The sequence below is a fragment of the Kitasatospora sp. NPDC058492 genome (assembly GCF_042720685.1).
Classification (GTDB): domain Bacteria; phylum Actinomycetota; class Actinomycetes; order Streptomycetales; family Streptomycetaceae; genus Kitasatospora.
The window spans coordinates 90,127-112,409 of record NZ_JBHXMU010000024.1 but is presented as its reverse complement, the minus strand read 5'-3'; the positions used below and the strand labels follow the sequence as shown (position 1 = coordinate 112,409).

The 22,283-nt window shown below is 72.9% G+C and carries 17 protein-coding genes; 13 read left to right on the top strand and 4 right to left on the bottom strand.

The features are described 5' to 3' along the window. Positions 1-122: 122 nt before the first annotated feature. The 4 genes from ACFWPI_RS18190 to ACFWPI_RS18175 all read right to left on the bottom strand — a co-directional run bounded on the left by ACFWPI_RS18190 (position 123) and on the right by ACFWPI_RS18175 (position 5,751). Positions 123-2,576 carry a transglutaminaseTgpA domain-containing protein gene (locus tag ACFWPI_RS18190; protein WP_380372165.1) on the bottom strand — a complete coding sequence of 818 codons (2,454 nt, stop codon included), beginning with the start codon at positions 2,574-2,576 and terminating at the stop codon, positions 123-125. Continuing rightward, positions 2,573-3,889 (bottom strand): DUF58 domain-containing protein, encoded by a 1,317-nt coding sequence (locus ACFWPI_RS18185; protein ID WP_380372163.1) that lies wholly within the window; start codon positions 3,887-3,889, stop codon positions 2,573-2,575. The genes ACFWPI_RS18190 and ACFWPI_RS18185 overlap by 4 nt, the downstream gene beginning before the upstream one ends. Position 3,890: 1 nt before the next feature. Further along, the gene (locus ACFWPI_RS18180; protein ID WP_244293604.1) at positions 3,891-4,835 is read right to left on the bottom strand and encodes a MoxR family ATPase; all 945 of its coding nucleotides are present in this window, start codon (positions 4,833-4,835) and stop codon (positions 3,891-3,893) included. Positions 4,836-5,208: 373 nt separating this feature from the next. Next, positions 5,209-5,751 carry a carbonic anhydrase gene (locus ACFWPI_RS18175; protein WP_063347243.1) on the bottom strand — a complete coding sequence of 181 codons (543 nt, stop codon included), beginning with the start codon at positions 5,749-5,751 and terminating at the stop codon, positions 5,209-5,211. Positions 5,752-6,314: 563 nt separating this feature from the next. Here ACFWPI_RS18175 and rsmH point away from each other — a divergent pair. The 13 genes from rsmH (at position 6,315) to ACFWPI_RS18110 (ending at position 22,089) form a co-directional block, all read left to right on the top strand. Further along, positions 6,315-7,289 carry a 16S rRNA (cytosine(1402)-N(4))-methyltransferase RsmH gene (gene rsmH / locus ACFWPI_RS18170; RefSeq protein WP_063347242.1) on the top strand — a complete coding sequence of 325 codons (975 nt, stop codon included), beginning with the start codon at positions 6,315-6,317 and terminating at the stop codon, positions 7,287-7,289. Between the two features lie 133 nt (positions 7,290-7,422). Further along, positions 7,423-7,908, top strand: a complete 486-nt coding sequence (locus ACFWPI_RS18165; protein ID WP_380372159.1) for a cell division protein FtsL — start codon at positions 7,423-7,425, stop codon at positions 7,906-7,908. Next, on the top strand, positions 7,905-10,088 hold the full coding sequence (locus ACFWPI_RS18160; RefSeq protein WP_380372156.1) for a penicillin-binding transpeptidase domain-containing protein: 2,184 nt from the start codon (positions 7,905-7,907) through the stop codon (positions 10,086-10,088). Before ACFWPI_RS18165 ends, ACFWPI_RS18160 begins: the two co-directional genes overlap by 4 nt. A 6-nt stretch (positions 10,089-10,094) precedes the next feature. Next, positions 10,095-11,747: a UDP-N-acetylmuramoyl-L-alanyl-D-glutamate--2,6-diaminopimelate ligase gene (locus ACFWPI_RS18155; protein ID WP_079135533.1), complete on the top strand. Its 1,653-nt coding sequence runs from the start codon at positions 10,095-10,097 to the stop codon at positions 11,745-11,747. After that, positions 11,744-13,147, top strand: coding sequence for a UDP-N-acetylmuramoyl-tripeptide--D-alanyl-D-alanine ligase (gene murF, locus ACFWPI_RS18150; RefSeq protein ID WP_380372153.1), 1,404 nt, complete (start codon positions 11,744-11,746; stop codon positions 13,145-13,147). Before ACFWPI_RS18155 ends, murF begins: the two co-directional genes overlap by 4 nt. Further along, the gene (gene mraY / locus ACFWPI_RS18145; protein ID WP_063347238.1) at positions 13,147-14,208 is read left to right on the top strand and encodes a phospho-N-acetylmuramoyl-pentapeptide-transferase; all 1,062 of its coding nucleotides are present in this window, start codon (positions 13,147-13,149) and stop codon (positions 14,206-14,208) included. Before murF ends, mraY begins: the two co-directional genes overlap by 1 nt. Beyond that, complete coding sequence (gene murD / locus ACFWPI_RS18140; protein WP_380372149.1) at positions 14,205-15,659, top strand: UDP-N-acetylmuramoyl-L-alanine--D-glutamate ligase; 1,455 nt, start codon at positions 14,205-14,207, stop codon at positions 15,657-15,659. Before mraY ends, murD begins: the two co-directional genes overlap by 4 nt. 131 nt (positions 15,660-15,790) lie before the next feature. Then, entirely contained in the window at positions 15,791-17,098 is a 1,308-nt protein-coding gene (gene ftsW / locus ACFWPI_RS18135; RefSeq protein ID WP_380372147.1) for a putative lipid II flippase FtsW, read from the top strand. A 6-nt stretch (positions 17,099-17,104) separates the two neighbouring features. Next, positions 17,105-18,211, top strand: a complete 1,107-nt coding sequence (murG, locus tag ACFWPI_RS18130) for an undecaprenyldiphospho-muramoylpentapeptide beta-N-acetylglucosaminyltransferase (protein WP_363368408.1) — start codon at positions 17,105-17,107, stop codon at positions 18,209-18,211. Next, positions 18,204-18,980: a cell division protein FtsQ/DivIB gene (locus tag ACFWPI_RS18125; RefSeq protein ID WP_380372143.1), complete on the top strand. Its 777-nt coding sequence runs from the start codon at positions 18,204-18,206 to the stop codon at positions 18,978-18,980. Before murG ends, ACFWPI_RS18125 begins: the two co-directional genes overlap by 8 nt. Positions 18,981-19,343: 363 nt before the next feature. Next, complete coding sequence (gene ftsZ / locus ACFWPI_RS18120; RefSeq protein ID WP_063347233.1) at positions 19,344-20,555, top strand: cell division protein FtsZ; 1,212 nt, start codon at positions 19,344-19,346, stop codon at positions 20,553-20,555. Further along, a complete protein-coding gene (gene pgeF / locus ACFWPI_RS18115) occupies positions 20,552-21,283 on the top strand; it encodes a peptidoglycan editing factor PgeF (protein WP_363368413.1) in 732 nt (243 codons plus the stop codon). The genes ftsZ and pgeF overlap by 4 nt, the downstream gene beginning before the upstream one ends. Continuing rightward, entirely contained in the window at positions 21,283-22,089 is an 807-nt protein-coding gene (locus tag ACFWPI_RS18110; protein ID WP_079135532.1) for a YggS family pyridoxal phosphate-dependent enzyme, read from the top strand. The genes pgeF and ACFWPI_RS18110 overlap by 1 nt, the downstream gene beginning before the upstream one ends. Positions 22,090-22,283: the final 194 nt, after the last annotated feature.

The following is a 22,283-nucleotide window of genomic DNA, read 5'->3' as shown; positions in this document are numbered from 1 at the left end:
GCCGCGCACCGCACGCCCGCCGGGGCGCGCACCCGCTGGACGAACGCCGGGGCGGGCAGTCGATCGACTGCCCGCCCCGGCGTTCTTGTATCCGCGCGACGGCCCGTTCGCTCGGGCCCCGCTCAGGACTCCCCGGGGTCCTGCTCGGACTCCGGCTTGCGCTTGCGCCGGGAGACCACCCGCCGCACCGGGCCGGTGACCGCGGTGGACACCCGGCCGACCCTGGTGCCGACCGCCTCCCGGGCCGCCCGCAGGGCGTCGGAGATCCGCCACCACAGCTGGGCCGAGGACGGCGGCAGCAGCACCGCCCTGGTCCGCCCGGCCCGGCTGGCGGTGGCCCGCAGGCCCTGCCGGGCGGTCCGGACGTCGGCCGACAGCGGGGCGGTGGTGACCTGGCCGGCCGGAGCGTAGAGCACCCGTTCGGTGGCCAGCGCCAGCCGACCGGCGGCCGCCGCCGAGTCCGCGTCCAGCTCAGCCTTCTCGGTGATCCGCCGGGCGGCCGAGCGCGGGGTGTGTGACTCGTCCGGGGGAATTCCGACGTCCCAGGCGGAGTCGATCAGCTCGTCCCAGGCGGCCAGCACCTGGGCGTCGGTGAGCTCGGCCGGGCCACGGCCGGGCCCGCGCCGGCCGCCGGAGCCGAGCCGGCGCCGGCGCAGCGCCGACCGCCAGAGCATCGGCACCAGCAGCAGCGCGATCACCAGCACCACCACGGCGGCGCTGCCCAGGACCTGCCCGGACAGCAGCCAGGAGTCCTCGGCGGCACTGCTGACGGCCTTGCTCCTGTCGCCGCACTCACCCAGCTGGCGCTGCTTCGCGTCGCAGCCCTTGCTGTCGGTCGGCGCCGGGACCGGCGCCGAGCTCTGCGCGGAGGCGGTCGGCTGCTGGGACGGCGCGGTGGTCGCGGTGGTGGACTGCTCGGTGTAGCGCGGCTGGTTGCCGCGGCTCGGGGTGGGCTCGAAGCGCAGCCAGCCGTAGCCCGAGAAGTACAGCTCGGGCCAGGCGTGGTACATCCGGCCGGTCACCGAGTAGACGTTGCCGCCCTTGGCGTCGCCGGGGGTGAAGCCGACGGCCACCCGGGACGGGATCTTCAGGGTGCGGGCCATCGCCGCCATGGTGGAGGCGAAGTGGACGCAGAAGCCCTTGCGGTCGCGCAGGAAGACCGCGATCGCGTTGCTGCCGGTGCCGCCGTTGACCGCGGTGTCGTACTGGAACTGCGGGCCGGTGAACCAGTTCACCAGCGCCATCGCCCGGTCGTAGTCGTTCGTCGCCTTGGCGGTGACCTCGTGGGCCTGCTGCGCGACGACCGGCGGGAGGTCCTGGGGGAGGGCGGTGTAGTGGTCCCGGATGTCCTGCGGCGCGGTCGACGCGGTGCGCAGCTCGTTCGCGGTGGGCCGCAGGTCCAGGGCGCTGACGTGGTAGCGCAGGCCGCGGATCGCCCGGTCGTTGGTCGGCAGGACGGTGCGGGTGAACGGGTCGAGCTTCCAGTCGGAGCGGTTGGGGACCTGGACGGAGGCGGCCGGATAGGGCATCGGCAGCCAGCTCTTCTCCAGCCGGTCGCTGATCTGGAAGTCGCCCTCGATCCGGGGGAGGTTGGCGTCCCGCAGGCCCTCGGGGGCGGGGAAGGAGGACGGGAGGTCGTTGACCGTGGTGCTGCCGAGCCGCCAGTTGGTGCCGTCGAACTGGTCCAGTGCCCCGGTGCGCAGGTAGACCTGGTCGGCGATTTCGCTGTCCAGGGTGTAGGTGAGCAGTTCGTTGTTGGTGGGCTTGGTGACCGCCGACTCCAGGCTGACCAGCGGGTCGAGGCTGGTGGCCGACCCGATGGAGCTCCTGCCCGAGGACCCGCCGGAGTCGGGGCTCAGCAGGCCGGAGTCCCAGTGCGGCAGGACGACCGGCAGCAGCAGCGCCGCGACCAGTGCGAGGACGCCGACCTGCTGGCCGCCCGGGCTGACCCGGCCGGAGCTCGTCCAGTTGCGCGAGCCGCCGTGGAAGACCCGGCCCCAGCGGGAGACCCGGTCCTGCCCCTCGGCGAACAGCAGCACCAGGTAGCCGGCCGACGCCAGGGCGAACCAGAGCCAGCTGCCGTGGTCCCCGGAGAGCCCGTTGCCGACCGAGTACAGCGCCAGCAGCGGCAGCCCGGCCAGCGCCGAGCGCCGGTACGTCACCGCGACGGTGTCCACCACGACGGCGACCAGGCCGACCGCGGCGACCAGGATCAGCCGAAGGCCCGGGTTGGGGGGCGCCGGGATGGCGTACACCTGGATGTCGTCCAGGCCGGAGCTGACGACGTGGTCGAGGGCGCGCAGCGAGGACGGCCCGGGCAGCACGCCGCCCAGCAGCGAGCCGGAGCCGGCGAAGCCGATCAGGATCAGCAGGAACAGCACCAGCAGCTGGCCGACCGGCACCGTCCAGCGGTACAGCGGGGCCCGCCGCAGGCCCGCGCCGACCGCCGCGATCACCGCGATCACCAGGAAGGCGTGGGTGACCCAGCTCCTGGTGGTGAGCAGCGGGGTCAGGCAGAGCGACGCGAGGGCGGTGGCCAGCGCCGAGTAGACGGTCAGTTTGGCCCGGGTGGTCACGCGCCGGTCTCTTCTCGGTAGGGGGAGGTCGTCTTGGCGCCGTCGGCGGCCTGCCAGAGGTCCGGGACGGAGTCCCCGGAGCTGACCGGCAGGACGGTCCAGCCGGCCTCGCGCAGCTGCCGGACCCGGTTGCGGAACTCGTCGCCGCCGGTGTTGGGGGCGAGCATCCGCAGGCCCGCCCAGGTGCCGGTGTCGAGGAGGAACGCGACGGCCCCGCCGGTGCGGTTGCGCAGCCGGGCCAGCCGGGCGGTCTGCGCCTCGTCGAGCTCGCCGAGCACGGCGACCAGCAGTCCCTCGCCGCCGGCGCGCAGCGGCTCCTCGGCGCGGGAGAGGCCGCCGCCGTCGGACAGGTCGGCCACCGCGAGCGCGTCCAGGATCAGCCCGGAGGCGTCGGCCGCGGTGTTGCCGCCGCCGGGGCCGGGCACCCACTGGCCGGTGTCGGTGAGCAGTTGGGTCTGGTAGCCGCGCTCCAGCAGGTGCGCGGCGACCGAGGCGGCGCAGCTCACGGCCCACTCGAAGGAGGAGGCGGGGCCGCTGCCCCGGTGGCCGATCTCCCGGGTGTCCAGCAGGACGGTCGCCCGGGCCCGCTGCGGCTGCTCCTCGCGGCGCACCATCAGCTCGCCGTACCGGGCGGTGGACTTCCAGTGCACCCGGCGCAGGTCGTCGCCGGGCCGGTACTCGCGCAGGATCACGTCGTCGTCGCCGGCCAGCGCCAGGGTGCGGGCACGGCTCTCGCCCTGGCCGCCCCACTCGCCGCTCAGCCGCACGTGCGGCAGGGCCTGGACCTGGGGGACGACGGTGAGGACGTCGGAGGCGGAGAAGGAACGGTTCACCTCGCACATCCCGAACGGGTCGGACAGCCGCAGCTGGAGCGGCCCGAGCGGGTAGCGGCCGCGCAGGTCGGAGCGGACCCGGTAGGAGACCTCGCGGTGGCCGCGCGGCTCGACCCGGTCCAGCACGAAGCGCGGGCGCGGCCCGAGCACGTACGGGACCTTGTCCTCCAGGAGCAGCAGCCCGGTGGGCACCCGGGAGACGTTGTCGACCCGCAGGTGGACCCGGGCCTCCTGGCCGGCCACCGCGCGACGCGGGCTCAGCCGGCGGCCGCTGGCCACCCGGTAGCGGGTGTTGGCGACCATCAGCGCGGCGGCCAGCGGCAGCGCGGCGAGCAGCACGCCGACGCGCAGCAGCGCGTCCTGGTCGAGCAGGTAGGCGCAGCCGACCGCGGTGACGCCGGCGGCGAGGAAGGAGCGCCCCCGGGTGGTGAGGCCGCGCAGCCCGGCCCGCAGTCCTGACGTCGGGTCGGACGGGGCCACCTCAGCCCCTCCGGACGGCCGGGCCGCCCTGCGGGCGCGGCAGCGGCAGCCGGGCGACCAGGTCGGTCACGATCTGCTCGGCGGTGCGGCGGCTGAGCTGGGTCTCGGCGGTCGGCATCAGACGGTGCGCGAGGACGGGCACGGCCAGGCGCTGGATGTCGTCCGGGGTGACGTAGTCGCGCCCGTCGAGCGCGGCGGCGGCGCGGGCGGCCCGGACCAGGTGCAGGGTGGCGCGCGGCGAGGCGCCCAGACGCAGTTCGTGGCTGGTGCGGGTGGCGCCGACCAGGTCGACGGCGTAGCGGCGGACCGGGTCGGCGATGTGCACGCTGCGCACCAGGTCGACCAGCTTGAGGATGTCGGAGGCGTGCGCCACCGGCTGGAGGTCCTCCAGCGGGCTGGCGCCGGAGTGCACGTCGAGCATCGCGAACTCGGCCTCGGGGCTGGGGTAGCCGATCGAGATCCGGGCCATGAAGCGGTCCCGCTGGGCCTCCGGCAGGGGGTAGGTGCCCTCCATCTCGACCGGGTTCTGGGTGGCCACGACCATGAACGGCGAGGGCAGCTCGTAGCTGGTGCCGTCGATGGTGACCTGGCGCTCCTCCATCGACTCCAGCAGTGCGGACTGGGTCTTGGGCGAGGCGCGGTTGATCTCGTCGCCGACCACGATCTGCGCGAAGATCGCGCCCGGGCGGAACTCGAAGTCGCGCTGGTGCTGGTCGTAGATGTTGGTGCCGGTGACGTCCGAGGGCAGCAGGTCGGGCGTGAACTGGATGCGGCGGACGGTGCAGTCGACCGAGCGGGCGAGCGCCTTGGCCAGCATGGTCTTGCCGACGCCGGGCACGTCCTCCAGCAGCAGGTGGCCCTCGGCGAGCAGGACGGTCAGTGCGATCCGGACGGCCTCCGGCTTGCCCTCGATCACGCTCTCGATGTTGGCGCGGATCCGGTCCACGACCGCGGCGAGCTCGGGAAGTCCGGCCCGGTGGTACCCGTCCGTCCCCTGGTCGCCCCCCGCAGAACTGCCGAGACCGGCCTGATCGCTGTAGCTCGTCACCCGTATACGCTCCCTGGCACCCTGTGCCCGCCTCACCCCGAGGCCGGACCCCACCCCATGCTTGACGCGGCCTTCCCAGGGGCGGTTCCGTCGGGGATCCGGCGCCGGGGCAGCGGCCTGCGGCCTGGCCGCCCCAGGTGGTTCGGGGTCTGACCGGCAGGCGCATTCTCCCCTGACCGGTGACCAGAAGTCACCCTCGGGAGGGCCCCGGATGCCCGGACGCCGTTGGCCGGGCGGTGCACGGTGCGGGGGCGGTGGTGCGGTACGGGGTTCAGTGGATTTCGCGCAGGAGCCCGGTGTGGACGTCGAAGACGAAGCCGCGGACGTCGTCGGTGTGCAGCAGGAAGGGCGAGGTGCGGACCCGCTGCATGGACTGGCGGACGTCGCCGTCGAGGTCGACGAAGGCCTCCACCGCCCACTGCGGGCGCTGGCCGACCTCCAGTTCCAGCTCGCGGCGGAAGTCCTCGGTCAGCCCGAGCAGGCCGCAGCCGGTGTGGTGGATCAGCGCGACCGAGCGGGTGCCGAGGGCGCGCTGACTGATGGTGAGGGAGCGGATGGTGTCGTCGGTGACGACGCCGCCCGCGTTGCGGATGACGTGGGCGTCGCCCAGTTCGAGGCCGAGTGCCGCGAAGAGGTCGAGGCGGGCGTCCATGCACGCCACCACGGCGATCTTCTGGACCGGGCGGGCGTCCATCCCGCCGTCCCGGAAGGTCACGGCGTACTCGCGGTTGTCCGTGACGAAGCGGTCGATGATGGCGGGTCGCGGGGAGTCGGCAGCGTCGGTCGGCGTCGGCCGGTCGGGGGTCACTGTCATGGTGGCGACGTTAGTGCGATTCGGGCGCCCGCGGTGGGGAGGAGAGCTACAGATCGGGCCGCTGTGATCGAGCGCATAGCCACAACGGGCCGACCGCTCCACGCGTTCGGGAGGGTTTGTCCGGGCTGGTCCCGGAGCGCCCGTGGGGAGGGTGCGCGGGTGGGGCGCGCGGCCGCTCCCGCAGGCCCCCGGCCGGCACCTCCGCGGGGCCAGTCCCACGGCTGCGACCTGCGGTGATCCGTACCGCCGCCCGGGTGGTGCGCCGGAGCGGACCATTGACTGGCGGGGTCCGCGCGATAGAGTTTGCGGCGCAGTGGAGCACACCCGCCGGATCCCGTCAACCGGGCTTTTCCGGCCCGGGTGGCCCGGTCGATGCGGCCCGTGGCCTCCACCCGCTCCGTGCCCACCTGGCGCACCTTCCCCGGCGCCGGGCGGTCACGATCTTCCCCTTGGAGCGGGCGGGGACCACGGGCCGCGTCGTCGCGTCGTGCAGTGGTGGGCGAGAATGGTCGAAGCTCCCGGTCGTCGGGCTGCTCCGCACCTGAGGAAGGGCGCCACCGCGCATGACCACCAACGATCCGGGCCCCAAGCACGTTCCGGTCATGCTGCAGCGGTGCATGGACGCCCTGGCTCCGGCGATCTCGCGCCCCGGGGCGGTGGTGGTGGACGCCACCCTCGGCCTCGGCGGGCACAGCGAGGCGCTGCTCACCCAGTTCCCCGAGGTGCGGCTGGTCGCGGTGGACCGCGATCCGCAGGCGCTGAAGCTCTCCGGCGAGCGGCTGGCGCCCTTCGGCGACCGGGCCACCCTGGTGCACGCCGTCTACGACGAGATCCCCGAGGTGCTGGAGCGCCTGGACATCGACCGGGTGGACGGCGTCCTGTTCGACCTCGGCGTCTCCTCGATGCAGCTGGACGAGGCCGATCGCGGTTTCGCGTACGCGCAGGACGCGCCGCTGGACATGCGGATGGACCAGACCCGGGGGATCAGCGCGGCGGAGGTGCTGAACACCTACAGCCACGGTGCCCTGGCCCGGATCCTCAAGGTCTACGGCGAGGAGCGGTTCGCCGGGAAGATCGCCTCGGTGATCCTGCGGGAGCGGGAGAAGGAACCGTTCACCAACAGCGCGCGTCTGGTCGAGTTGGTGCGGAACGCCATTCCGGCGGCGACCCGCCGGACCGGCGGGAACCCGGCCAAGCGGACGTTCCAGGCGCTGCGGATCGAGGTCAACGGCGAGCTGGAGGTCCTGGACCGGGCGATCCCCGGAGCGCTGGAGGCCCTGGCGATCGGCGGTCGGATGGTCGTGATGTCCTACCAGTCGCTGGAAGACCGGCTGGTGAAGCAGTACTTCGCCGCCGGGTCGACCAACACCGCGCCGCCGGGGCTGCCGTTCATCCCGGAGGAGCACCAGCCCTGGCTCAAGCTGATCACCCGTGGTGCCGAGCAGGCCACGGAGGAGGAGATCGAGGAGAACCGGCGCGCCGCGCCCGTACGGCTGCGGGTGGCGGAGAGGATCAGGGACCGTAGCAAGCGGGGCTGAAACGTTGGCCCCGGCGGGGTCCGAAGGGCGGAGGAGAGCAGTGGGGCCGGTGGCCGGTGAGGTCCGGGCGGGGCGGGGATCGTTCCCCGGACAGGGCAGGGCGCGGATCACGGTCCGGCCGGGGCGGCGTCCGGTGCGGGGCCGCACGCCGTTCGCGGTGCTCGTGGTGGTGCTGCTCGCGGCGGGGCTGCTCGGGCTGCTGGCGCTGAACACGGCGCTCAACGAGGGCTCCTTCGAGCTGTCCCGGCTGCAGAAGCAGACCACCGTGGCGACCGACGAGAAGCAGGGCCTCCAGCACCAGATCGACCAGAGCTCGGCGCCGGACGCGCTGGCCCGGCGGGCCGCCGAGCTGGGCATGATCCCGGCCGGCGGGATGGCCTTCCTGGACGTCCCGAACGGCGGCAAGGTGATCGGCACGCCCGGACCGGCGCAGGACAGCCCGCCGGTCAAGCGTTCGACGGTCGACCCGTGGCCGATGAAGCAGCCGGCGCCGAGCGCCCCGACGGGTGCGCCCCCAGGTGCACCGAGTCCGGCGGCGACGGCCGGTGACTCCGTGGTCCAGATCAACCCGGCCTCCCCGGCCGCGCCCGCACCGTCGACCGGAGGTGCGGGCCGATGAGCACGCCACGTCAGCCGTCCGGAGGCTCCGGCAACGGCCGCCGCCAGCCGCCCAAGGGCGCCGCGCCCCGCGCGGCCGCGCCGCGCGGCCAGTCCGCCGGCAAGGCCCAGCCCGCAAAGGGGCAGCCCGCGAAGGGACAGCCCGTCAAGGGACAGTCCGCGAAGGGGCAGCCGGCCAAGGGCCAGCCCGCCAAGGCCGCCGCCGCCCGTACACCGCAGCAGCGCCGCCCCGAGGGCCGCCCGCCGGCCCGGAGCCAGGCCGCCGTCCGGCCGCGCCGCCCGCAGCGCCCCAAGGCGCTCCGGCTGGCCGAGCCCAAGCGCCGCCTGCGGGTGATCACCGTGGTGATGTCGCTGGTGTTCTCGGTGTTCGCCGGCCGCCTGGTGCAGCTCCAGCTGCTGGACTCCGACGCGCTGGCCGCCGACGCCAACACCAACCGCTACCTGAACATCCCGATCACCGCCGAGCGCGGCTCGATAACGTCCTCCGACGGGGTGGCGCTGGCCGCCACCGTCGACGCGTACGACATCACCGCCGACCCGGCGATGTTCACCCCGGCGGCGACCGGCATCCCGGACGCCCCGGAGCAGGCGGCCGCCCTGCTGTCGCCGATCCTCGGCGTGCCCAAGGACAAGATCGCCGCCGACCTGCACACCCCCAAGACCCGCTACAAGCGGCTCGCCGCCCAGCAGACCCCGGCCACCAAGAGCCAGATCAGCGACCTCAAGGCGGGCCTGGAGAAGCAGGCCGGCTCGCGGACCTGCCAGGCCCAGAAGCGGCTGCTGACCAAGGCCGCCGACCAGGGCGGACGCACCCGGGTCGACAACGAGTGCGCCAACCCGCTGGCCGGGGTGTTCAACCGGGAGACCCAGAAGCGGATCTACCCCGCCGACGGCCTGGCCGCCAACCTGGTCGGCTTCGTCAACGGCGAGGGCGAGGGCGCCGGCGGCCTGGAGCTCCAGTACCAGAAGCAGCTCGCCGGCAAGGACGGGCACAGCAGCTACGCCCAGGCGGGCGGCCGGCTGGTGCCCACCGCCGGGGGCTCGATGGACCCGGCCGTGCCCGGCACCGACGTGAAGCTGACCATCAACCGGGACATCCAGTGGGCCGCCCAGCGGGCGCTCACCGACCAGGTCGCCAACTCCGGGGCGGAGAAGGGCTACGTCGTCGTCCAGGACGTGAAGACCGGTCAGGTCCTCGCGATGGCCACCGCGCCCGGCTTCAACCCGAACGACCTGAGCACCGCCAAGCAGTCCCAGATGGGCAACGCCGCGCTGGTCGACGCGTACGAGCCGGGCAGCACCGCCAAGCTGATGACCCTGGGAGCCGTCCTGGACACCGGCAAGGCCACCTGGGACACCAAGGTCACGGTGCCCTACCCGCTGGTCCGGGCCGGCCAGCAGTTCAAGGACGACATCGAGCACAAAACCTGGTACCTGACCCTGGCCGGGGTGCTGGCCAAGTCCTCCAACATCGGCACCATCGAGGCCATGGAGACGCTCGGCGACGGCGACCAGCTGAAGGCCAACCAGATCCTGGACAGCTACATGCGCAAGTTCGGCGTCGCCCAGCCGACCGGTCTGAACTTCCCCGGCGAGACGGCCGGGAAGCTCAAGAAGCCGGAGGACCTTGTCGCCTCGGAGAAGTACAACACCTCCTTCGGCCAGGGCCCGATGCAGATGAACGCGCTGCAGGCCACCTCGGTGTACTCGACCATCGCCAACGGCGGCGTCCGGGTCGCGCCCAGCATCGTCCAGGGCACCACCAGCCCGGACGGCAAGTACACCGCGACCCCGCCGGGCGAGCAGACCAGGGTGGTCGGCGAAGAGACCGCCAAGACCCTCACCTCGATGCTGGAGTCGGTCGTCGACGACGAGCAGGGCACCGGCGGCAAGGCCGCCATCCCCGGCTACCGGGTCGCCGGCAAGACCGGCACCGCCAACCGGGGGGCCGCCAACGGCGTCGGCTACGACGGCTACACCGCCTCCTTCATCGGCTTCGCCCCCGCCGACGCCCCCCGGTACACCGTCTCCTGCACCCTCCAGGGGCCGGTCAACGGCCACTTCGGCGGCCAGCTGTGCGGACCGGTGTTCAAGCAGGTGATGGAGTTCACCCTGAAGACCATGCAGGTCCCGCCCAGCGGCAGCGAGGCGCCCAACCTGCCCGTCGAGTGGAAGCCGTGAGCGAGCATGAGCAACGAGCGGGTCGGGCCGGACGGCGGCGCGGCGAAGGGCCGGTTTGGCCCTGGACACCCTTCGGCGGATAGCCTTCCCGCCGTGCCGAAACCCGATCAAATCACCGTGAGTCCGCCCCGCCCGGCCGGGACCGCCGCCCTGCCGCTCGCCGAACTGGCCCGCCAGCTGGGCCTCGACCCCGTCGAGGGGGGCCTCGTCAGCGGCGTCACCCACGACTCCCGGGCGGTGCGCCCCGGCGATGTGTACGTGGCCTTCCCCGGCGCCAACCACCACGGCGCGGCCTTCGCGGCCCAGGCCGCGGCGGCGGGCGCGGCGGCGCTGCTCACCGACCCGGCCGGCGCCGAGCTGGCGGCCGGCACCGGCCTGCCGCTGCTGGTCGTCGACCGGCCGCGGGCCCGGATGGGCGAGCTCGCGGCCGCCGTCTACGGCCGCCCCTCCGAGCGGCTGCTGATGATCGGGCTGACCGGCACCAACGGCAAGACCACCACCTCCTACCTGGTCGAGGGCGGCCTGCTCGGCGCCGGACGCGCCCCCGGGGTGATCGGCACCGTCGAGATGCGGGTCGGCGACGAGCGGATCAAGAGCGAGCGCACCACCCCCGAGGCCACCGACCTGCACGCGATCCTCGGCGTGATGGCCGAGCGCGGCGCGGACGCGGTGACCATGGAGGTCTCCAGCCACGCGCTGGTCTACGGCCGCACCGACGGGGTGACGTACGACGTCTCCCTGTTCAACAACCTCACCCCCGAGCACCTCGACTTCCACCCGGACATGGAGGACTACTTCCAGGCGAAGGCCCGGCTCTTCCAGCCCGGCAAGTCCCGCCACGGCGTGGTCAACGTGGACGACGAGTACGGCCGCCGGCTGGCCGCCGAGGCCAAGATCCCGGTGACCACCTTCTCCGCCACCGGCGCCGTCGAGGCCGACTGGCGGGCCGTGGACGTCCAGCTCGGCCCGGTCGGCTCCACCTTCCGGGTGCTCGGCCCGGACGGCGCCGAGGCCGACGCGGCCGTGCCGCTGCCCGGCCCGTTCAACGTGGCCAACGCGCTCGCCGCGATCACCCTGCTGGTCGCCGCCGGCCTGCCGCTGGAGCGGGCCGTGGCCGGCGTCGCCGCGGTGCCCGGCGTGCCGGGCCGGCTGGAGCGGGTGGACGCCGGACAGGCGTTCGTCGCCGTGGTCGACTACGCGCACAAGCCGGATGCCCTCCAGGCCGTCCTCGGCTCGCTGCGCGAGGTCACCAAGGGCCGGCTGCACGTCGTCGTCGGCTGCGGCGGAGACCGCGACCCGCACAAGCGCGGCCCGATGGGCGCCATCGCCGCCCGGCTCGCCGACACCGCCCTGCTGACCAGCGACAACCCGCGCAGCGAGGACCCGCTGGCGATCCTCGCCAGCATGCTGACCGGCGCCGCAGCGGTGCCCGAGGCCGAGCGCGGGACCGTCCTGGTCGTCCCCGACCGGGCCGAGGCGATCCGGATCGCCGTCGCCCGCGCCCACGCCGGGGACACCGTGCTGGTGGCCGGCAAGGGCCACGAACTTGGCCAGTACGTACGAGACGAGATCCGCCCCTTCGACGACCGGGAGGTGCTGCGCGAATCCATCACGCAGACCACGGCCGCCCGGGGCGACCGAGGAGTAGAGCAGCAGTGATCGCACTGACCCTCGCCGAGGTGGCCGCCGCAGTCGGGGGCACCCTGGACGGCGCCGACCCCGGCGCCCTGGTGACCGGCCCGGTCGAGGTCGACTCGCGGAAGGTGCGCCCCGGCGGCCTGTTCGCGGCCTTCGTCGGCGAGCACGTGGACGGCCACGACTACGCCGCCGTCGCGGTCGGGGCCGGCGCCGTCGCGGTGCTGGCCGACCACCCGGTCGGCGTGCCCGCCGTCCTGGTCGACAGTGTGGTGGACGCGCTCGGCAAGCTGGCCCGGACCGTGGTCGCCCGCGCCGAGGGCACCGCCGTCGTCGCGCTGACCGGCTCGGCCGGCAAGACCAGCACCAAGGACCTGATCGCGCAGCTGTTGCAGCGCATCGGCGACACGGTCTACCCGCCCGGCTCGCTCAACAACGAGATCGGCCACCCGATGACCGCGCTGCGGGTCGAGCCCGGCACCCGGCACCTGGTCATGGAGATGGGCGCCCGGCACAAGGGCGACATCGAGTACCTCACCACGATCACGCCGCCCCGGATCGGCCTGGTGCTGAACGTCGGCACCGCGCACGTCGGCGAGTTCGGCTCGCAGGAGGCGATCGCCGAGGCGAAGGGCGAACTCGTCGAGGCGCTGCCCGCCGACGGCGCCGCGATCCTCAACGCGGACGACCGGCTGGTGCGCGCGATGGCCAGCCGTACCAGGGCGAAGGTGGTCCTGTTCGGGGAATCCCCGGACGCCCACGTCCGGGCGACGAACGTTCAGCTGGACGCCGCCGGACGGCCGTCCTTCACGCTCACCACCCCGGCCGGTTCCGCGTCCGTGCAGCTGCGCCTGTACGGTGAGCACCACGTCTCGAACGCCCTCGCCGCCGCTGCGGTGGCGGTGGAGCTCGGGATGTCCGTCGACGACACCGCGACCGCCCTGGGCGAAGCGGGTGCGCTGTCCCGCTGGCGCATGGAGGTCGTCGACCGGGCCGATGGTGTCACCGTCGTCAACGACGCCTACAACGCGAACCCCGACTCGATGCGGGCCGCGCTGCGGGCGCTGGTCTCGATGGGGGGACGCGGCCCGGAGCGCCGCCGCACCTGGGCGGTGCTCGGCGAGATGCGGGAGCTCGGCGAGGAGAGCCTGGCCGAGCACGACGCCATCGGGCGGCTCGCCGTCCGACTGGACGTCACCAAGCTGGTGGCGGTCGGTGGACGCGAGGCGGCCTGCATGGAACTCGGCGCGAGGAACGAAGGTTCGTGGGGTGAGGAGTCGGTGCTGGTGTCCGACGCGGACGCGGCGGTCGAGCTGCTGCGCAGTCAACTTCGGCCGGGGGATGTGGTCCTGGTGAAGGCGTCCCGTTCGGTGGGGCTGGAGAAGGTGGCCGAGGCCCTCCTCTCGGACGGTGTGGCCGCGTAATGAAGCAGATCCTCTTCTCCGGCATGATCGGCCTGATCCTGTCGCTGGCCGGCACCCCCGCCCTGATCAAGCTGCTCGCCCGACAGGGCTACGGCCAGTACATCCGTGACGACGGGCCGAAGGCGCACCACAGCAAGAAGGGCACGCCCACCATGGGCGGCATCGCCTTCATCCTGGCGACCCTGATCGCCTACTTCGGGACCAAGGCGATAACGGGCGAGAGCCCGACCGCCTCCGGCCTGCTGGTGCTCTTCCTGACGGCGGGTCTGGGCCTGGTCGGCTTCCTGGACGACTACATCAAGGTGGTCAAGCGCCGCTCGCTCGGTCTGCGGGCCAAGGCGAAGCTGGCCGGCCAGTCCATCGTCGGCCTGGCCTTCGCCGTGCTGGCGCTGCAGTTCCACGACGACCGCGGGCTCACCCCGGCGTCCCAGCACCTGTCCTTCGTGCGGGACTACGGCTGGTCGATCGGCCCCGTGCTGTTCGTCATCTTCGCCTACTTCATGATCGCCGCGACCTCCAACGGCGTGAACCTGACGGACGGTCTGGACGGCCTCGCCACCGGTGCCTCGGTGATGGCCTTCGGCGCCTACACCTTCATCGGCGTCTGGGAGTACGGGCAGAGCTGCGCCTACTCCGTCACCGCGACCGTCAGCTGCTACGACGTCCGCGACCCGCTGGACCTCGCGGTGGTCGCCGCCGCCCTGATGGGCTCCTGCTTCGGCTTCCTCTGGTGGAACACCTCGCCCGCCAAGATCTTCATGGGCGACACCGGCTCGCTCGCCCTCGGCGGCGCCCTGGCCGGCCTGGCGATCTGCTCGCGCACCGAGCTGCTGCTGATCCTGCTCGGCGGCCTCTTCATGATCATCACCCTGTCGGTGATCATCCAGGTCGGCTCGTTCCGGATGACCGGCAAGCGCGTCTTCAAGATGGCGCCACTGCAGCACCACTTCGAACTCAAGGGCTGGAGCGAAGTCCTGGTCGTGGTCCGGTTCTGGATCATCCAGGGACTCTGCGTGGCCGTCGGCCTCGGCCTCTTCTACGCGGGATACCGGACCGGATGACGAACCCCCAGTTGATCAATTCGCAGTTCGTGAAGCTGCCCGTCGTCGTCGCCGGGCTCGGCGTCTCCGGCATCAGCGCCGCGCGCGTCCTGCACGGCCTCGGCGCCCACGTCACCGTGGTGGACGGCGGCAGCGGCGCGGGCCTGACCGCCCGGGCCGCCGAGCTGGAGGCGCTCGGCGTCACCGTCCGCCTCGGCGACGGCGACAGCCTGCCCGAGGGCACCCGGCTGGTCGTCACCTCGCCCGGCTGGGCGCCCGACCGCCCGCTGTTCGCCGCCGCCGCGGCGGCCGGCATCGAGGTCTGGGGCGACGTCGAACTCGCCTGGCGCCTGCGCCGGCCGCTGCCCGCCACCGGCGAGCCCGCCCCCTGGCTGGCCGTCACCGGCACCAACGGCAAGACCACCACCGTCCAGATGCTCGCCTCGATCCTCACCGCAGCAGGCAAGCGCACCGCTGCCGTCGGCAACGTCGGGGTGTCGGTGCTGGACGCGGTCCTCGCCGAGGAGCCCTACGACGTGCTCGCCGTCGAGCTCTCCAGCTACCAGCTGCACTGGGCGCCCTCGCTGCGCCCGCACTCGGCGGTCGTGCTCAACCTGGCCCCCGACCACCTCGACTGGCACGGCTCGATGGAGGCGTACGCCGCCGACAAGGGCCGGATCTACCAGGGCAACACCGTCGCCTGCGTGTACAACCTGGCCGACCCGGCCACCGAGGCGCTGGTCCGCGAGGCCGACGTCGAGGAGGGCTGCCGGGCGATCGGCTTCGGCCTCGGCGCGCCCGCCCTGTCGAACCTCGGCGTGGTCGACGGGCTGCTGGTGGACCGCGCGTTCGTGGCCGACCGGGCCAAGAACGCGGCCGAGCTGGGCGCCGTCGAGGACGTCAACCCGCCGGCCCCGCACAACGTCGCCAACGCGCTCGCCGCGGCGGCGCTGGCCCGGGCGTACGGCGTCGAGCCGAAGGCCGTCCGGGAGGGCCTGCGGGCCTTCCGCCCGGACGCCCACCGGATCGCCGAGGTCGGCGTGGTCGGCGAGGTCACCTACATCGACGACTCCAAGGCCACCAACACCCACGCCGCCGCCGCCTCGCTGGCCTCCTACCGGCCGGTCGTCTGGATCGCCGGCGGCCTGGCCAAGGGCGCGACCTTCGACGACCTGGTCCAGGGCGCCGCCGGGCGGCTGCGCGCGGCCGTGCTGATCGGCGAGGACCGCGCGCTGATCCGGGAGGCGCTGGAGCGACACGCTCCGGATGTCCCGGTGATCGAGGCGGCCGAGGGCCAGACTGGCGCGGTGGCGATGGCGGAGGTCGTCCGGACGGCCGCCTCGCTCGCCCGGTCGGGTGACACGGTGCTGCTGGCACCGGCCTGCGCCTCGATGGACATGTTCACCAACTACGGCGAGCGCGGCGACCTCTTCGCCGCCGCGGTCCGGCAGCTGGCGGACTGCGGGGAGTGAGCCGAAGGGCCGTGCCGGGCCGAAGCGGCCCGGCGGCGGGTGAGCCGTGAAGAGAGAGTGAGCGGGGAGTGGCTGGGCAGGGCAGGGCGGGTTCCGGAGCACCGGAGCGGGAGGCCGCCGAGCCGTGGCGCGTGATCTCGGCCACCACGACCAAGTACAAGTCGGCCGGACCGCTGGCCCGGGTACGGGCCTTCCGGTACCGGGTGCGGTACTGGCTGGACCGGCCGCTCACGCCCTACCTGCTCGTCATCGGCACGACGCTGCTGCTGGTGGTGCTCGGCCTGATGATGGTCTTCTCGGCCTCGCAGATCCTCGCCCTGGGCCAGCACCACTCGGCGCAGTACTACTTCCTCAAGCAGCTGATCGCGGCCATCCTCGGCCTGGTCCTGCTGATCGGCTTCGCCTCTGTGCCGCTGGCGGTGCTGCGGGTGATCGTCTACCCGGTGATGTTCGGGGTGATCGGCGCGCTCGCGCTGGTCGCCGTGCCCGGCATCGGGGTGCGGATCAACGGCAACCAGAACTGGCTGGACTTCGGCTTCTTCCAGTTCCAGCCCTCGGAGTTCGCCAAGCTCGCGCTGGTGCTCTGGGGCGCCGACCTGCTCGCCCGCAAGCAGAAGGCCGGCACCCTCACCACCTGGAAGCACCTGCTCGTCCCGCTGGTGCCGGGCGCCCTGCTGCTGCTCGCGCTGATCATGCTCGGCGGCGACATGGGCACCTCGATGATCCTGGTGGCGATGCTGTTCGCGATGCTCTGGATGGTCGGCGCGCCGCTGCGGCTGTTCGTGGCCACCGTCGGGGTGGCCGTGGTCGTCTGCACCGCGCTGGTGATCAGCGTCCCGCACCGGGCGGAGCGCCTGGGCTGCATCGGCGTCACCAAGCCCGACCCCGACGGGGCCTGCTTCCAGGCGCTGCACGGCGTCTACTCGTTCGCGCTCGGCGGAGGCTTCGGCACCGGCCTCGGTGCCGGCGTGGAGAAATGGGGCCAGCTGCCCGAGGCGCACACCGACTTCATCTTCGCCGCGACCGGCGAGGAACTGGGCCTGGTGGGGACGCTGTCGGTGATCGGTCTCTTCGCGGCACTAGGCTACGCGGGTATCCGTGTGGCCATCGGTACGAAGGACCCCTTCGTCAGGTACGCCGCGGGAGCCGCCACCACCTGGATCATGGCGCAGGCCATGATCAACCTGGGGTCGGCGCTGGGACTGCTGCCCATCGCGGGCGTCCCGCTCCCGCTGTTCTCCTACGGCGGTTCCGCCATGCTGTCGGCCATGTCCGCGATCGGAGTGCTGCTGTGCCTGGCGCGCAGCACCTCGGGCGCGAAGGCGGCGCTGGCCGCCCGGAGCAAGAACTCCCGGATCAGGAGACGACTGGCCCGGGTGCTGCCACGACGACGAACCACAGCGCGCCCGGCCCCGGGGCCGGCACGCAGGGAGCGGTGAATTTCGGTGCATGTCGTACTCGCCGGCGGGGGGACCGCCGGTCACATCGAGCCGGCGCTGGCCCTCGCGGACGCCCTCCGCAGGCACGACCCGTCCATCGGGATCACCGCCCTGGGAACCGAGCGCGGACTGGAGACCCGGCTGGTGCCGGAACGCGGCTACCAGCTGGAGCTGATTCCGGCCGTCCCGCTGCCCCGCAAGCCCACCCCCGAGCTGATCACCGTCCCCGGCCGGCTGCGCGGCACCGTCCGGGCCGCCCAGGAGATCATCGAGCGGGTCAACGCGGACGCCGTGGTGGGCTTCGGCGGCTACGTCGCGATGCCCGCCTACCTGGCCGCCAAGCGGGCCGGCGTGCCGATCGTGGTGCACGAGGCGAACGCCCGTCCGGGCCTGGCCAACAAGATCGGCGCCCGCTACACGGACTTCGTCGCGGTCTCCACGCCGGACAGCAAGCTGCGCGACTCCCGGTACATCGGCATTCCGCTGCGCCGGACCATCGCCACCCTGGACCGGGGCGCCGCCAGGCCGGAGGCCCGGCACTACTTCGGCCTCGACCAGCGGCTGCCCACCCTGCTGGTCTCCGGCGGCTCCCAGGGCGCGCGCCGGCTCAACGAGGTGGTCACCGCGATCGCCCCGCGGCTCCAGCAGTACGGCGTGCAGATCCTGCACGCCGTCGGCCCGAAGAACGAGCTGCCGCAGGTCGAGGACATCCCCGGGATGCCGCCGTACCGCGCGGTGCCGTACGTCGACCGGATGGACCTCGCCTACGCGGCGGCGGACCTGATGCTCTGCCGGGCCGGTGCCATGACCGTCGCCGAGCTGGCCGCCGTCGGGCTGCCCGCCGCGTTCGTCCCGCTGCCTATCGGCAACGGCGAGCAGCGGCTGAACGCCCAGCCGATGGTCAAGGCCGGCGGCGGCCTGCTGGTGGACGACGCCGAGCTGACCCCGGACTGGGTGCTGCAGAACGTGCTGCCGGTGCTCACCGACCCGCAGCGGCTGTGGGACATGAGCCGGGCCGCCGCCGAGTTCGGCCGCCGGGACGCCGACGACCTGCTGGTCGGCATGGTCTACGAGGCGATCCAGGCCTCCCGCGGCGGTCGCCGCCGTGGCTGACGGCCGGCTCGCCGACCCGTTGGAGGAAGAGCTGGAGGCCGAGGAGTCCGCTCCTCGGCTCCGGCTCTCCCGGCGGGGCATCGTGGTGCTGAGCGTGCTCGGCGCCGCGGTGCTGGGCGTGCTGGCCTGGGTGGTGTTCTTCTCCTCGGTGCTGGACGTGCGCGAGGTCGCGGTCCAGGGGCCGAAGGACGAGAAGCTGACGGCGGACCAGGTCCGCGAGGCGATCGGCGGGATCGGTGACGGCCCGCTGGCCAGAGTGGACCTGGACGCCGTCCAGCGCCGGGTGGAGGCGATCCCCCGGGTGGCGAAGGCCGAGGTGTGGCGGGGCTGGCCGCACACCCTGCGGGTGAAGGTCGTCCAGCGCACGGCGGTGGCGGCCGTCAAGGGGGAGGACGGTCAGTTCACCCAGGTGGACGCCGTCGGCGTGAGCTTCGCCACCGAGGCGGCCCCGCCGGAGGGGGTGCCGGTAGTGGAACTGCGGCTCAGTCAGCAGGCGAAGGACGCGGACGGGGTGATCTCCCGTGCGCAGCTGGTGCAGGGCGCGGTGTCGGTGGCCGCCGGACTGCCGCCCGAGGTGGCGAAGCGGGCCGGAGCGGTGCTGGTGCACTCGTACGACGATATTCAGCTGCAGCTCAGCGGGGGTGCGACGGTGCGCTGGGGGAGCCCGGAGCAGACCGATCGCAAGGCCCGGACACTGGTCGCGTTGATGGCTCAGAAGGGCTCGAACTTCGACGTGAGTGCGCCGGAGGCGCCGGCGGTGTCGGGATGATCCGGTAGGTTCTGTGCCTGAGGGAGGGGTTGACGCTGTGAAGTGTCGGCCCGACCCTTGGTGGTCACCCCGGTTTCATATGCCGGCCGATGATCACATAGGCTCAAAAGAAAAGGGGAAGCTCGGCGTGTTCGTTGAAACACGTGCCTGGAGCCACCTAGTGTCCTGTGTCACCAGACTGTGCCCCCTGGTGATGTGACGGAGGCACAGGACTAACCCTAAAGGTCAAGTTTAGGGTTGGGGTCGGCGGTCGGCATTTCGGACATTCAGTCAGAAACCAGGCTCCCTACCCATCGACATCCGTCGGTACGATCCCCCGTCGGGTCGGACCGACCCGGAAATTCGAGGCGAGAGGCCTTCGACGTGGCAGCACCGCAGAACTACCTCGCAGTCATCAAGGTCGTCGGAATCGGCGGCGGTGGTGTCAACGCCATCAACCGGATGATCGAGGTCGGTCTCAAGGGCGTCGAGTTCATCGCGATCAACACCGATGCGCAGGCCCTCCTGATGAGCGACGCCGACGTCAAGCTCGATGTGGGCCGTGAACTCACCCGGGGCCTCGGCGCCGGCGCCAACCCCGAGGTCGGCCGCAAGGCCGCCGAGGACCACCGCGAGGAGATCGAGGAGGTCCTCAAGGGGGCCGACATGGTCTTCGTCACCGCGGGTGAGGGTGGTGGCACGGGCACGGGCGGCGCGCCCGTGGTCGCCAACATCGCCCGTTCGCTCGGCGCCCTGACCATCGGCGTGGTCACCCGGCCCTTCACCTTCGAGGGCCGCCGCCGCGCCAACCAGGCCGAGGACGGCATCGCGAGCCTGCGCGAAGAGGTCGACACCCTCATCGTGATCCCCAACGACCGGCTGCTGTCCATTTCGGACCGCCAGGTCAGCGTGCTCGACGCGTTCCGCTCGGCCGACCAGGTCCTGCTCTCCGGTGTCCAGGGCATCACCGACCTGATCACCACCCCCGGCCTGATCAACCTCGACTTCGCCGACGTCAAGTCCGTCATGTCGGAGGCCGGTTCGGCGCTCATGGGCATCGGCTCGGCCCGCGGCGAGGACCGCGCCAAGGCGGCCGCCGTGATGGCGATCTCCTCGCCGCTGCTGGAGGCCTCGATCGACGGCGCCCGCGGCGTGCTGCTCTCCATCTCGGGCGGCTCCGACCTCGGCCTGTTCGAGATCAACGAGTCGGCCCAGCTGGTCAGCGAGGCCGCGCACCCCGAGGCCAACATCATCTTCGGCGCGGTCATCGACGACGCGCTCGGCGACGAGGTCCGGGTCACCGTCATCGCGGCCGGCTTCGACGGCGGGCAGCCGCCGGCGATCGTCCGCGACCCGGTGGTCAAGGCCACCCCCGCCGCGGCCACGCCGCCGGCCGCCCCGGAGCGCCCGGCCACCCGGCCGTCCTACGGGAGCATCGGCTCGGTGACCTCCCGTTCGGAGGGGGAGACCCACGCCTCGCCGCGCGCCACCGAGACCGTGACCGCCGCCCCGGTGCCGCCGCAGGTGCAGCCGGTCCGGCAGCCGTACGTCGAGAGCCCGGCGGAGGAGCTCGACGTCCCGGATTTCCTTAAGTGATCGATCACGCCGTACGCGCGGGTGCTCACTTCGCCTTCACCGACAGGTGGGGCGGGGTGAGCACTTCGCCGTACGGGGAGCTCAACCTCGGCGGGGCGGTGGGGGACGACCCGGAGACCGTCCGGGAGAATCGGGCGATCGCCGCCGGGGAGCTCGGGCTCGACCCGGCCGACGTGGTCTGGATGAACCAGGTGCACGGTGCGCAGGTCGCCGTGGTGACGCAGCGCCAGTCGCCGGGGGACGCCCCCACGGTGGACGCGGTGGTCACCGACCGGCCGCTCGCGCTCGCCGTCCTGACCGCCGACTGCACCCCGGTGCTGCTGGCCGATCCGGTGGCGGGCGTGGTGGGCGCGGCCCACGCGGGCCGGCCCGGGCTGGCGGCCGGGGTGGTGCCCGCGGTCGTGCGGGCGATGGTCGAACTGGGGGCCGAACCCGGCCGGATCGCCGCGGCCACCGGCCCGGCGGTCTGCGGTCGGTGCTACGAGGTGCCGGCCGGCCTGCGGGCGGAGGTCGCCGCGGTGGTGCCCGCCGCGTTCGCCGAGACCTCCTGGGGAACGCCGGCGCTGGACGTGGCCGAGGGGGTCGCGGCCCAGCTGGCCGCCGCCGGGGTCACCGAGTTGGTGCGGTCACCGGTCTGCACCCTCGAATCCGCGGACCACTACTCCTATCGCCGCGAGCAGCGCACCGGCCGGCTCGCGAGCTACGTCTGGTTGGGCTCTGATCATTGATGACGAACGACATCTACGGACCGTTCCCGGGGAGTCGCGGCGGCCTTCCCGACCAGAGCTGGCTGGAGACCCTGACGGAGGGGCAGCGGGCCCGGTACGAGGAGCTGGGGACCAACCTCGACGTGGTCGAGCGGCGGATCGCCGACGCCTGTGCGGCTGCCGGACGGCCGCGCGACGAGGTCACCCTGGTCGTCGTCACCAAGACCTACCCCGCCGAGGACACCGCGCTGTTGGCCGGACTGGGTGTGACGGATGTCGCGGAGAACCGGGACCAGGACGCCGCGCCCAAGGCAGAGCAGTGCAGAAACCTTCCTCTTGACTGGCACTTCGTCGGACAGCTGCAGACCAACAAGGTCCGCTCGGTCGTCCGGTACGCGAACCACGTGCACTCGGTGGACCGGCTGCGGCTGGTCGGGTCGCTCTCCGCGGCGGTGCTCAAGTCCGAGCGCCCGGAGCTGGGTTGCCTGGTGCAGGTGGCCCTGGACAAGGAGCACGGCGAGGGGGCCCACCGGGCCGGAGTCGCCCCGGAGGATGTCGCGGAACTCACGGACGCGATCGCCGACACGCCCGGCCTGCGGCTGGACGGTGTGATGACCGTCGCTCCGCTGGCCGGTCCGCTCGCCGGGGACCCGCTCCGCGCCTTCGAGCGGCTGACGGAAATCGCAACCGCAGTACGCACGACCCATCCTGCTGCCACCATGGTCTCCGCAGGGATGAGCGGTGACCTTGAGCAGGCGATTGCCGCCGGGGCGACACATGTGCGCGTCGGAACGGCGGTACTCGGAGTGAGGTCACCCCTCAGGTAACGTCACCGGGTAGTAGATCAGACTGCAGGACAAAATAGGACAGAATCTAGCAGCTCCTCGGAGCGCTAGCGAACCGTGGATCGCAGCTCCGCGGCCCCCACCCCAAGAACTCTGACCGGCCGTCGGCCTGACGGGCCGTCGTGGGTGGACCGCGGAATCCGCAGGCAGGGCCGCACGGCCTGGCCGCCGGGACG

Coding starts and splice junctions, on each gene's coding strand:
- ACFWPI_RS18175 (WP_063347243.1), bottom strand. CDS start 5,751: ATGACAGTGACCCCCGACCGGCCGACGCCGACCGACGCTGCCGACTCC.
- rsmH (WP_063347242.1), top strand. CDS start 6,315: ATGACCACCAACGATCCGGGCCCCAAGCACGTTCCGGTCATGCTGCAG.
- ACFWPI_RS18160 (WP_380372156.1), top strand. CDS start 7,905: ATGAGCACGCCACGTCAGCCGTCCGGAGGCTCCGGCAACGGCCGCCGC.
- ACFWPI_RS18155 (WP_079135533.1), top strand. CDS start 10,095: ATGAGCAACGAGCGGGTCGGGCCGGACGGCGGCGCGGCGAAGGGCCGG.
- mraY (WP_063347238.1), top strand. CDS start 13,147: ATGAAGCAGATCCTCTTCTCCGGCATGATCGGCCTGATCCTGTCGCTG.
- murD (WP_380372149.1), top strand. CDS start 14,205: ATGACGAACCCCCAGTTGATCAATTCGCAGTTCGTGAAGCTGCCCGTC.
- ACFWPI_RS18110 (WP_079135532.1), top strand. CDS start 21,283: ATGACGAACGACATCTACGGACCGTTCCCGGGGAGTCGCGGCGGCCTT.